Source organism: Stenotrophomonas thermophila (assembly GCF_001499715.1).
Taxonomy (GTDB): Bacteria; Pseudomonadota; Gammaproteobacteria; order Xanthomonadales; family Xanthomonadaceae; genus Stenotrophomonas; species Stenotrophomonas hibiscicola.
This window is the reverse complement of sequence record NZ_CVIW01000064.1, coordinates 118,258-129,363: the sequence shown is the minus strand read 5'-3', so window position 1 is coordinate 129,363 and position 11,106 is coordinate 118,258. Positions and strand designations below refer to the sequence as shown.

General features: G+C 68.0%; 12 protein-coding genes. 3 read left to right on the top strand and 9 right to left on the bottom strand.

Features of this window, described 5'->3' with window-relative positions:
* Nucleotides 1-77 precede the first annotated feature (77 nt).
* Entirely contained in the window at nucleotides 78-560 is a 483-nt protein-coding gene (locus BN1263_RS19830; protein WP_058983629.1) for an Lrp/AsnC family transcriptional regulator, read from the bottom strand.
* Nucleotides 561-632: 72 nt separating this feature from the next.
* Here BN1263_RS19830 and BN1263_RS19825 point away from each other — a divergent pair, with 72 nt between their 5' ends.
* Nucleotides 633-1,508, top strand: coding sequence for an EamA family transporter (locus tag BN1263_RS19825; protein ID WP_058983627.1), 876 nt, complete (start codon nucleotides 633-635; stop codon nucleotides 1,506-1,508).
* A gap of 78 nt (nucleotides 1,509-1,586) precedes the next feature.
* Here BN1263_RS19825 and BN1263_RS19820 read toward each other — a convergent pair whose 3' ends face one another.
* The 4 genes from BN1263_RS19820 to BN1263_RS19805 form a co-directional block, all read right to left on the bottom strand.
* Complete coding sequence (locus BN1263_RS19820; protein WP_005411026.1) at nucleotides 1,587-2,324, bottom strand: endonuclease/exonuclease/phosphatase family protein; 738 nt, start codon at nucleotides 2,322-2,324, stop codon at nucleotides 1,587-1,589.
* Nucleotides 2,325-2,377: 53 nt separating this feature from the next.
* Nucleotides 2,378-3,208: a thiol:disulfide interchange protein DsbA/DsbL gene (locus BN1263_RS19815; protein WP_058983625.1), complete on the bottom strand. Its 831-nt coding sequence runs from the start codon at nucleotides 3,206-3,208 to the stop codon at nucleotides 2,378-2,380.
* A 107-nt stretch (nucleotides 3,209-3,315) separates the two neighbouring features.
* Nucleotides 3,316-3,966 carry a thiol:disulfide interchange protein DsbA/DsbL gene (locus tag BN1263_RS19810; protein ID WP_058983623.1) on the bottom strand — a complete coding sequence of 217 codons (651 nt, stop codon included), beginning with the start codon at nucleotides 3,964-3,966 and terminating at the stop codon, nucleotides 3,316-3,318.
* Between the two features lie 105 nt (nucleotides 3,967-4,071).
* The gene (locus BN1263_RS19805; RefSeq protein ID WP_058983621.1) at nucleotides 4,072-4,872 is read right to left on the bottom strand and encodes a c-type cytochrome; all 801 of its coding nucleotides are present in this window, start codon (nucleotides 4,870-4,872) and stop codon (nucleotides 4,072-4,074) included.
* Between the two features lie 156 nt (nucleotides 4,873-5,028).
* Between BN1263_RS19805 and yihA the strand changes: the two genes are divergently transcribed.
* Nucleotides 5,029-5,631: a ribosome biogenesis GTP-binding protein YihA/YsxC gene (gene yihA, locus BN1263_RS19800; protein WP_005411022.1), complete on the top strand. Its 603-nt coding sequence runs from the start codon at nucleotides 5,029-5,031 to the stop codon at nucleotides 5,629-5,631.
* A gap of 72 nt (nucleotides 5,632-5,703) precedes the next feature.
* Here yihA and BN1263_RS19795 read toward each other — a convergent pair whose 3' ends face one another.
* The 3 genes from BN1263_RS19795 to BN1263_RS19785 form a co-directional block, all read right to left on the bottom strand.
* Complete coding sequence (locus BN1263_RS19795; protein WP_058983619.1) at nucleotides 5,704-6,675, bottom strand: MBL fold metallo-hydrolase; 972 nt, start codon at nucleotides 6,673-6,675, stop codon at nucleotides 5,704-5,706.
* Between the two features lie 135 nt (nucleotides 6,676-6,810).
* The gene (locus tag BN1263_RS19790) at nucleotides 6,811-7,635 is read right to left on the bottom strand and encodes a helix-turn-helix transcriptional regulator (RefSeq protein ID WP_058983618.1); all 825 of its coding nucleotides are present in this window, start codon (nucleotides 7,633-7,635) and stop codon (nucleotides 6,811-6,813) included.
* The gene (locus BN1263_RS19785; protein ID WP_058983616.1) at nucleotides 7,632-8,336 is read right to left on the bottom strand and encodes a VIT1/CCC1 transporter family protein; all 705 of its coding nucleotides are present in this window, start codon (nucleotides 8,334-8,336) and stop codon (nucleotides 7,632-7,634) included. The genes BN1263_RS19790 and BN1263_RS19785 overlap by 4 nt, the downstream gene beginning before the upstream one ends.
* A gap of 152 nt (nucleotides 8,337-8,488) precedes the next feature.
* Here BN1263_RS19785 and BN1263_RS19780 point away from each other — a divergent pair, with 152 nt between their 5' ends.
* Nucleotides 8,489-9,853: a glutamate--cysteine ligase gene (locus tag BN1263_RS19780; RefSeq protein ID WP_058983614.1), complete on the top strand. Its 1,365-nt coding sequence runs from the start codon at nucleotides 8,489-8,491 to the stop codon at nucleotides 9,851-9,853.
* 121 nt (nucleotides 9,854-9,974) lie between these two features.
* Here the strand turns inward: BN1263_RS19780 and BN1263_RS19775 are convergent, their stop codons facing one another.
* Nucleotides 9,975-11,033: an NAD(P)-dependent alcohol dehydrogenase gene (locus tag BN1263_RS19775; RefSeq protein ID WP_058983612.1), complete on the bottom strand. Its 1,059-nt coding sequence runs from the start codon at nucleotides 11,031-11,033 to the stop codon at nucleotides 9,975-9,977.
* Nucleotides 11,034-11,106 lie beyond the last annotated feature (73 nt).

The following is an 11,106-nucleotide window of genomic DNA, read 5'->3' as shown; positions in this document are numbered from 1 at the left end:
GGGGCCGGGAGGAACATACAAGCCATGCTCGACTGCTTCAGTTTTGCGGTCAAAAGGCAGTCGAGCATGGCTCGACGCTACAGGACCGGCAGCAGCGGAACCTCGAAACTCCGCTTCAGCGTGCCCAGTGCCACCGAGGTGCGGAAGCGCTCGATGTTGTCATCGCCGCCGAACAACCGCTCGGTGATGGCCTCGTACTCTTCCATCGACGCCGCCGAAAGCAGCAGCAGGAAATCGCCATCGCCGGTGATCGAGTAGCACTGCTGCACCGCCGGGTCGTCCTGCACGCGGCGCCTGAACGGCGCCACGCGGTCGCGCTGCTCGCTGACTACGCGCACTTCGACGATGATGGTCAGCGGTCGCCCGACCTTGGCTGCGGCGACCACCGCCACGTTGGCGGCGATCACGCCGCTGTCCTGCAGGCGCTTGATGCGGCGCTGCACGGCCGGCGTGGACAGGTGCACGGCCTCGGCGATTTCGCGCTGCGGCAGGGTGTTGTCCCGCTGCAGCAGGTTGAGGATGGCGCGGTCGAAGCTGTCGAGCACGGGGGCGGTGGCCATGGCGAGCAGAAGTTGCACGAACGGGCTGTCAATTGAGCCAAGTGCTCGGCACCGGCGCAATAGACTTTGCCCATGCAGACCTCACGACTCGCGCCGATGTTGCCGGCGCTGGCGGTGCTCGGCTCGGTCACCTCGCTGGCCATCGGCACCTCCTACGCAAAACACCTGTTCCCGCTGATCGGTGCGCAGGGCACCAGCGCGCTGCGCGTGGGCTTTTCAGCGCTGTTGCTGCTGCTGTTCTGGCGACCATGGCGCTGGAAGACCAGCCGCGTGGACGCGATCGCCATCCTGCGCTACGGGCTCACCCTGGGCCTGATGAACCTGCTGTTCTACATGGCCCTGCGCACGATTCCCTTCGGCATCGCGGTGGCCATCGAGTTCACCGGGCCGCTGACGGTGGCGATGCTGTCGTCACGTCGGCCCATCGATTTCCTCTGGGTGGGCTGCGCGGCGGTGGGGCTGCTGTTGCTGCTGCCGATCGGCGGCGGCCCGGCGCTGGATCCGGCCGGCGTGCTGTATGCGATGGGTGCCGCGGCCTGCTGGGGCCTGTACATCGTGTTCGGCAAGCGTGCCGGCCACCTGCACGCCGGGCATTCGGTGTCGCTGGGGCTGCTGGCGGCGTCGCTGGTGGTGGTACCGGTGGGCGTGGTGCATGCCGGCACCGCGCTGCTCGATCCGAAGATCCTGGCGGCCGGCCTGCTGGTGGCGCTGGTCTCCAGTGCAATCCCGATGTCGCTGGAAATGATGGCGCTCAAGCGCCTGCCGAAGGAAACGTTCGGCATTCTGATCAGCATGGAACCGGCGGTGGCCGCGCTGTGGGCGATGCTGCTGCTGCACGAGCACCTGCATGGATTGCAGTGGCTGGCAATCGGTTGCACGGTGCTGGCCTCGGTGGGCAGCACGATGACCGCGCGGCGGTTGAAGGTGCCGGTGGTCCAGGCCGGGTAGCGGCAGAGAGCGTGCGGACCAACGGTCCGCACCCACCAGAGCGGCGCGCCAACCAAGGTTGGCACCTGCCAGGAGCGGTCAGCGCAGGGCGTCGGCCGGGACGTCGATCTGCATCGCCAGGGCGAGGTGATCGGAGAACGCGGCTGGTACGGCTTCCACGGTGCGGGTCTGCAGGCCACTGCTGACCAGGATGTGGTCGATGGCGCGGTCGGGGCGCCAGCTGGGGAAAGTCGGCACGATGCAGCCCGGGGGCTGCAGCCGGGTCTTCTGGTACAGCACCTGCATTTCCGGGCGTTCGGCCAGGCAGTTGAAGTCACCCATCAACACCGCGTTGGGGTGGTCGGACAACAGCTCGGCGATGAAGCCCAGCTGCGACATCCGCGAGCCCGCGCCCAGCGACAGATGCGCCACTGCCACCGCCAGGCCATCGGCGCCGTCGCCGAACTTGGCCAGCAGCACGCCGCGCCCGCCGATGCGGCCGGGCAGGGCGTGGTCCTGCACTTCCACCGGTTCCAGCTTGCTCAGCAGGCCATTGGCGCTGGAGGCGACCCCGCCCATGCGCCGGTTCGGCTGGTGACTCCAGTAGTTGAAGCCGGCGCGTTGGGCCAGGTAGTGGGTCTGGTTGGTGAAGCCCGAACGCAGGCTGCCCGGGTCGGCCTCCTGCAGGCCGACGATGTCATGGTCGCGCGCCAGCGTGGCGATCGCGTCCAGGCTGCTGCGCTTGCGACCCGCCGGCAGCGCATGTGACCAGCTGCGGGTCACATAGTCGCTGTAGCGGCGGGTACTTGAGCCGGCCTGGATGTTGGCCGTCAGCAAACGCAGGGTCCGTGTGCGGGGGGAATTCACGGCCGGGAACAACGTCCTTTGGATCAGTGAGCCTGGGCCGCACCGCGTTCGCGGGCGATCAGGTGGTCGGCAATGCGCAGCATGTCCGGGAAGCTCTTGCCCTTCACCAGGTACTTGCCGTTGACGATGATCGACGGGGTGCCGCTGATCTGGCTGCGCTGGGCGAACTGCTTGGCCGAGTTGGTCTTGGCATTCACCGCGAAGCTGCCCATGGTGGCCGCGAACTGCTTCGGATCGACGCCGTAGGCGGCGTAGAACTTGGCGATGTCTTCCACCGAGTCACGGCCGCGCTCGCCCTTCAGGGTCTTCTGCGAGTGGATGGCGGCGTACAGCGCCTCGTGGGTCTTCTCCTGCACGCCCAGGGTCTGCGCGGCGTAGAAGGCGCGGGCGTAGTCATCCCAGGTGCCGCCGAACATGGCCGGCACGTAGACGAAGTTCACGTCGCTGGGCAGGCCGGCCTTCCACGGGCCGACCAGCGGCTGGAACGCGGCGCAGGCCGGGCAGACGTAGCCGAAGATCTCGGTCACTTCGATCTTGCCGGCAGCCGGCTGGAACGGCTGGCCGTTCGGGATCACTTGGTAATCGGCGCCTTCCACCGGGGCCGGACCGGTCAGCGCGGCGGTGGTCGGGGCCGGTGCGGCGGCCGGCGCGGCTTCAGCCGCGGCCTTCTCGCCTTCGGCGGCGGCCGGAGCGGCGCCTTCGCTGCCCGCGGCCGGAGCGGCCGGTTCGGAGGTCGCCGGAGCTGCAGCCGTTGCGGCCGGGGCCGCGGTGGTGTTGGTGCTGCCGTCATCAGCCTTGCAGGCGGCCAGGATCGGCAGCAGCGCTGCGAGGGCGAGGGCGTAACGGATCTTCATGGAAACGTCTCCAGCATCTGGAAAGGTGGGGGCCGGCGCCAGGCGCCAGCCAGGGGGAAATGATGACATGCGGCGGCGACAGCGCCGTGTCGATGGTGTGTGTTGGTTCAGCGGCCGCGGGCGGCGCGGGCCTGGGCGATCAGGGCCGAGGCGATGCGCAGCTGGTCGTCGAAGCTGTTGCCGCGCACCAGATACTGGCCATTGATGATCAGCGCCGGGGTACCCGGGATCCTGGTGCGCTGGGCGAACGCGCGGGCGGCATCGACCTTCTTCTGTACGGCATCGCCGCGCAGAGCCTGCAGATAACGGTCCGGGGTCACCCCGTAGGCCTTGTAGAAGGTGGCAAGCTCATCGGCCGAAACGTTCTGCATCGGCAGCGAGCCATCCTGGTGCAGGGCCTTGAAGACCGCCGCGTGGCTGCGCTTGGCCACGCCGACTTCGTCGGCGGCGTAGTAGGCCAGGGCCCATGCATCCCAGGCGCCACCGAAGGCGGCCGGGACCGGGGTGAAGCGCACGTCGGCCGGCAGCTTGGCCGCCCAGGCTTCCAGTTGCGGTTCGAAGTGGGCGCAATGCGGGCAGGTGTAGCTGAAGACCTCGACCACCTCGATCTTGCCGGCCAACGGCTGGAACGGGCCCGGCTGCGCGATGCGCTCGTAGTCTTTGCCCTCGACCAGCGGGGCATTGGCGGGGGTGGCGGCGCAGGCTGCCAGCGGCAGCAGTACCAGCACGGACAACAGCAGGCGGGAAATCAACCTCATCGACACGCATCTCCGTTGAAAAAAGCAACGCCGGCGCAGCCGCCGGCGTGAAGGAACATACCGCAGCCGTGGGCCGACGTGGCGGGCCAGGCCGACCAGTGGTGGTCAGGGGGCGGCAGCCGGTTGCGTCGGCGTGGCTGCAGCGGCCACGTCGTCGGCCTTGTTGTGCAGGCCCTGCAGGTAGCTCGACAGCGCCTGCACCTCCTGCTCGCTCAGCTTCTGCGCGACCGTGGCCATGATCTGGAAGTGTGCCTTGTCGGTCTCGTTGGTCTGGCCGGCCTGGTACTCCTGCAGGCGGCGCGCGACATAGCTGGCGTGCTGGCCACCGAGATGCGGATAGGCCGGGCCGGGATTGCCGGCACCGCTGGGGCCATGGCAGGCCATGCAGGCCGGCAGGCCGCGCTTGGCATCGCCGCCGCGGTACAGCTGCTGGCCGATCTCGTAGAACTTCATGCCCTTGTAGGGGCCCTCGGTGACCGCCGTGTCATCGGCGATGCCGGCGTTGGCTTTCTGCGTGGCGAAGTAGGCGCCGATATCACGCATGTCCTGCGGGGTGAGGTTCTGCACGAACGGCACCATCGCCACTGCTGCGCCGGAACTGCGCTGGCCATTGGCGATCAGCGCCATCTGCTGGGCCACGTAGCGTTCGCTCTGGCCGGCAATGGACGGATACATCTCCACCGTGGAATTGCCGTCGACGCCATGACAGGCCGCGCAGGCCGAGGCCTTGGCCTGGCCGGCCTTGGCATCGCCCCAGTGGGTGTTGCTGAAATCCACCTCCAGCGAGGCGGTATTGATCGGCCCGTTGTCGGGCAGCGGGGTCAGCGTGGTCTGCGCGAACGCAGCAGCGGCAACGACTACAGCAGTGGCAAGGGCGGATACGGCAAGAACGCGAGCGTGGCGCATGCTGAAGCTCCGTATGGACCGGGCCGGGCGGCGGCCGCCGGCATCGCCCGGATTATCAACGCCGTTTCTGCGCACGGTCAACGCAGCAGTGCAGCAAAATGGCCGCAGCGGCCGCCGGCACGGGCGCGCGGCGCCGCAACATGCGATCCTAGGCACATGTCATTGCTCATCGAACGCGCCCGTTACCACCTTTCGGCCCACAACGTGCGGCAGCTGCCGCCCGACGAAGGCGCCGAAGTGGCCTTCGCCGGCCGCTCCAACGCCGGCAAGTCCAGTGCGCTCAACGCGCTGACCCGCCAGAACGCCCTGGCCCGTGTCTCCAAGACCCCTGGCCGCACCCAGCAGCTGGTGTTCTTCCAGGTCACCCCGGAAGCGCATCTGGTCGACCTGCCAGGTTACGGCTACGCCAAGGTGCCGCTGGACCTGCAGGCGCACTGGCAGGCCTTCATCGACAAGTACTTCCGCACCCGCGAAGCCCTGAAGGGGCTGGTGGTGGTGATGGACATCCGCCATCCGCTGAAGGACTACGACCGGCAGATGCTGTCCTACGCCGTGCAGCGCGGCCTGCCGGCGCACGCGTTGCTGACCAAGGCCGACAAGCTCAGCCGCAGCCAGCAGATGCAGTCCCTGCAGAAGGTGCGCAAGGAACTGCAATCGGCCTACGGCGACAGCGTCAGCGTGCAGGTGTTCTCCGGCGAAGACCGTACCGGCGTGGACGAAGCCCGCGGCGTGATCGGCGGCTGGCTGGGGCTGGAATAAGGCATTTCCGGTCGCCCGGCTGGTAGCCGGGCGCTACCCGATCGGTGGGTGCCGACCTTGGTCGGCACACCCTCACAACGGCGAATACTCCGCCGGCACCCACGCATAGGCCTTGCCCTCGCCACGCACATGGCCCAGGCCGGGGAACGGCAGGTGCGCACCGGCCACCCACCAATCATTGGCGGTAGCCTGCTGCAACAGCGCCCGCCGGCTGGCGATGGCCGCCTTGCGGTCCGAATCCGCCTCGAATGCCGCTTCCGGATGCGCGAACTGCACCGCGTGGAAGTGCAGCACATCACCCCATACCAGCAGCGACTGGCCCTGGCTGTCGAACCGGTAGGAGACATGGCCGGGGGTGTGGCCATGGGTGTTCATCGCCACCGCGCCGCCGGGCAGGGCATCGCCGGGGTTGAAGGTGCGCAGGTGGCCGCTGGCCTGGTACGGGGCTACCGCATTGCGCGCCAGCGGGAAGGCGAAGCGCACACCCTTCGGCGCGGTGGCCTCGCTGGCCGGGTTGAGCCAGTAATCGGCATCGGCCCTGGACAGCCACACCGTGGCATTGGGGTAGGCCGGCTTGCCCTGCGCGTCGAGTACGCCGCACAGGTGGTCCGGATGGGCGTGGGTCAGCAGCACCTCGTCCACCTCGGCCGGATCCACGCCGGAGGCGCGCAGATTGCCCAGCACCTGGCCCAGGCCGGGGCCAAAGCACTGCGCGGTGCCGGTATCGACCAGGGTCAGGTGGTTGCCTTGGCGGATCAGGAACGCGTTGATCGCTGTCTGCAGGCCTTTCTTGTCCTCAGGTACGTAGCGGCCTTCCAACAGGCGGCTGACCAGTGTCGGCGGCACGTCGACCACTTCCTGCCGGCCCAGCGCGACCACGCCGTCGAACAGGGCGGTGACCTGCAGCGCACCAACGCGCTGGTGGTAGACGCCGGGCACCTGCTGGGTGGGAGCGGGCGAGGTGGCTTCGGCCAGCGCGGCCAGCGGCAGGGAGGAGAGGGCCAGCAGCAGGGCGCCGCGCAGCGGCAGGGGACGCAGGGTCATGGCGGTTCTCGGTGGATGACGGGCGGTTCCGTTGTGCCCAGAGTGCCGTGGCCGGCGTGTGCACGGCGCTCGAACCACTGCGCGGAATGCTCAGGGAAGGGGGGGCTGCAGGGCTGCAAGCCCTGCCGAACCCCCTCAAATATCTGTGGGAGCCAGTCCGTACTGCTCGGCGAAGCGCTTGCTGAAACTCGCCGCAGACCGGTAGCCCGCGCGCGCGGCCACGGTCTTCAACGGCAGGTCGGTGGTGTAGAGCAGCTGCATGCCATGCGCCAGCCGGGCCTCGGTGAGCAGCTGGCGCAGGCTGGTGTCCTCGGCCGCCAGGCGACGGCGCAGGGTCGCGCCGCTCAGCGCGAACAGCGCTTCCACATCACGCGATTGCCAGTCGCGGGCCGGTTCGGCGGCGATGCGGTCGCGGATCTGTTCGCCCAGGCTCGGCGCCTGCGGCAGCAGCAGGTTGCCGTGGCCCTGCCGGCACAGGGTCAGTACCAACGAGGCCAGGGCCAGCCGCGCTTCGCTGTAACGGCCGTCCTGCAGCGATTGCCGCCACTGGCGCAGCACCGCGCCATGATCGATCAACGGCAGTCGCGCCATCGCATGACCAGCGGCGGGGAGCTCCCCGCTCCACAGCGTGCGTGCGGCCGCCAGCACTTCGGCACACAGCGGCACGATGGCGCTGAGGTAGCGGCCACTGCGTGGGTCGGGGGTGTTGACTACATCGATGCGGCAGCGCTGGGTCAGCAGCAGGATGTCGCCGGGGATGAACTCCAGCGACTGGTGCGCGGTACGCACCTGCTTGCGGCCTTCCAGCAGGATCGCGAACTGCGGTTGCGGAATCTCCACCGAGCTGGCGCCATGTTCGCGCCGAGCGGTGATGCACGCATAACCTTCGGCGCGTGCGCAGCCGGCCAGACTGGCCATCTCGGCCAGCAGTGCGTTAACTGGCGGCAGCATGCCGGTCATGTCACCTGGGCGCCGAACAGGCGACCGACGCCTGCAGCGGCGGCCATTGCCAGTGCACCCCAGAACATCACCCGCATTGCGCCGCGCACCGGCGGTGCGCCGCCGGCCTGGGCTGCCACCGCGCCGGTCAGGCACAGGCCGAGCAGGGTACTGGCCGTGGTCATCAGTGCGACCTTTTCGACCGGTGCGAGCAGGGCGGTCAGCACTGGCAGCGCCGCACCGCAGGTGAACGCACCGGCCGAGGCCAGCGCTGCCTGCAGCGGGCGGGCGCGCAGGGTATCGGTGATGCCCAGTTCGTCGCGCGCATGCGCGCCCAGCGCATCGTGGGCGGTGAGCTGTTCGGCTACCTGCCGGGCCAATGCAGGTTCCAGGCCACGGTGGCGGTAGATCGCGGCCAGCTCCTCCAGTTCGCTGTGCGGATCGTCGCGCAGCTCGCGCTTTTCCATTGCCAGGTCGGCCGCTTCGGTGTCGGCCTGGGTCTGCACCGAGACATATTCGCCCGCCGCCATCGACATCGCGCCAGCCACGGTACCTGCCACGCCGGTGGCCAGGATGGTCGCAGCCGAGGCGCCGCTGGCGGCCACGCCGACCACCAGGCCAGCCACCGAGACGATGCCATCGTTGGCGCCCAGCACGGCGGCTCGCAGCCAGCCGACGCGCTCGGAGCGATGCAGTTCGGGGTGTCGTGAATGGCGGCTCATGGCTCTGAGTGTACGAGGGTCAAGAGGGCGTCGGTAGGATGCTGAAACCCGTCACCGTCGCATGACGCAACGGGGTGCCACGCTATAGTGCGCCCTTGCGATGGAAGGCCGCGAGCCCCACATCCCCCGCCACCGTCCAGCGAGCCTTTCCCTTGTCGAGCCCCAGCCACGTCGCCGATACCCCCATTACCGACCGCTCGCAGCTGGTGGAGGTGATCGCCTCCGGCGAGAAGCCCCGCGCGCAGTGGCGCATCGGCACCGAGCACGAGAAGTTCGGGTTCCGCCTGGATGACCTGCGCCCCCCGACCTTCGAGGGCGAGCGGGGCATCGAAGCACTGCTCAACGGCCTGGTCCGCTTCGGCTGGGAGCCGGTGCAGGAGAACGGCAACACGATCGCGCTGCTGCGCGACGGTGCCTCGGTGACGCTGGAACCGGCTGGCCAGCTGGAGCTGTCCGGTGCGGCGCTGGAGACCATCCACCAGACCTGCGTGGAGACCGGCACCCACCTCAATGAAGTGGCGCAGGTGGCCGGCGAACTGCAGCTGGGTTTCCTCGGCATGGGCTTCCAGCCGAAGTGGAAGCGCGATGAAATGCCCTGGATGCCGAAGGGGCGCTACAAGATCATGCGCTCGTACATGCCTAAGGTCGGTTCGCTGGGCCTGGACATGATGACCCGCACCTGCACGGTGCAGGTGAACCTGGACTACGCCACCGAAGCGGACATGGTGAAGAAGTTCCGCGTGTCGCTGGCGCTGCAGCCGATCGCCACCGCGCTGTTCGCCGATTCGCCGTTCACCGAAGGCAAGCCGAACGGCTACCTGAGCTATCGCTCGCACATCTGGACCGACACCGACGCTGACCGCACCGGCATGCTCGACTTCGTGTTCGAGGATGGCTTTGGTTACGAGCGCTATGTCGACTACCTGCTCGACGTGCCGATGTATTTCTCCTACCGCGATGGCATCTACCACGACGCCAGCGGGCAGAGCTTCCGCGATTTCATGCAGGCCAGGCTGCCGGTGCTGCCGGGTGCGCTGCCGACGCTGCGCGACTGGTCGGACCACATGACCACCGCGTTCCCGGAAGTGCGCCTGAAGAAGTACCTGGAAATGCGTGGTGCCGATGGTGGCCCGTGGAGCCGCCTGTGTGCGCTGCCGGCATTCTGGGTGGGCCTGTTGTATGACGACACCGCACTGGATGCCGCCTGGGACCTGGTGCGTGACTTCACCCTGGCCGAGCGCCATGCGCTGCGTGACGGCGTGCCGAAGCATGCGATGAACCTGCCGTTCCGCAATGGCACCGTGCGTGACCTCGCCGGCGAGGCGGTCAAGATCTCGGTGGAAGGCCTCAAGCGTCGCGCCGCACGCAATGCCGATGGCCAGGACGAGAGCAAGTTCCTGGACGTGCTGCAGGAGATCGTCGAATCCGGCCTGACCCCGGCCGAGCGCAAGCTGGCGCTGTTCCATGGCCGCTGGCACGGCGACGTCGATCCGGTGTTCCGAGAATTCGCGTACTGAGTGGATTGCGGTAGTGCCGGCCGCTGGCCGGCAGCCAGGCGGGGGCGCCGGCCAGCGGCCGGCACTACCAGAAAAAAACCCCGGCATTGCCGGGGTTTTTCTTTTTCGCATCTGCCCTGGATCAGGCCGCGTTCTTCATCGTCGCCATGTCGATCACGAAGCGGTAGCGCACATCGTTCTTCGCCATGCGTTCCCAGGCTTCGTTGACGTTCCTGATGTCGATCATCTCCACATCGCTGACGATGCCGTGCTCGGCACAGAAGTCCATCATTTCCTGGGTTTCGGCCATGCCGCCTATCGCCGAGCCGGTCAGGTGCTTGCGGCCGAAGATCACGCTGCCACCGGTCAACGGCGGGTCCAGTTCGGTCAGCACGCCGACCAGGCACATGGTGGCTTCGCGCTTGAGCAAGCCCATGTACGGATTGGTGTCATGGCTGACCGGGATGGTATTGAGCAGGAAGTCGAAGCTGCCGGCGTGCGCCTTCATCTGCGCCGCATCGCGCGAGACCAGCACCTCATCGGCGCCCAGGCGCTTGGCATCGGCGCCCTTTTCCGGGGTGGTGGTGATCATCACCACGTGCGCACCGAGCGCCTTGGCGAACTTCACGCCCATGTGGCCGAGGCCGCCGAGGCCGATCACGCCGACCTTCTGGCCCGGGCCGACCTTCCAATGGCGCAGCGGCGACCACGTGGTGATGCCGGCGCACAGCAGCGGTGCGGCCGCCTTCAGGTCGAGGGTGTCGGACACCTTCACCACGAAGCGCTGCTCGACCACCACGTGGTCGGAATAGCCGCCGTAGGTCGGTGCGCCGGTTTCGCGTTCACGGCCGTTGTAGGTCCAGGTCGCGCCCTCGGCGCAGTACTGCTCCAGGTCGTGCTGGCAGGCGTCGCAGTGGCGGCAGGAGTCGACCATGCAACCCACGCCGGCGTGGTCGCCGACCTTGAAGCGGGTGACGTTGCTGCCGACCTCGGTGACGCGGCCGATGATCTCGTGGCCCGGCACCATCGGGTAGATCGAGCCACCCCAGTCATCGCGGGCCTGGTGCAGGTCGGAGTGGCAGATGCCGCTGTAGAGGATCTCGATGCGCACATCGTCGGGACCGACCGCACGGCGTTCGAACTCAAAGGGGACCAGCGGGGCGGTATGGGAATGGGCGGCGTAACCACGGGCGAGGGACATGGGGAATCCTTGGCAGGGTTTATCGAAAGGCGCTTTACAATACGCCGCGTTCCCAATGGCAAGAAGCGTGGAT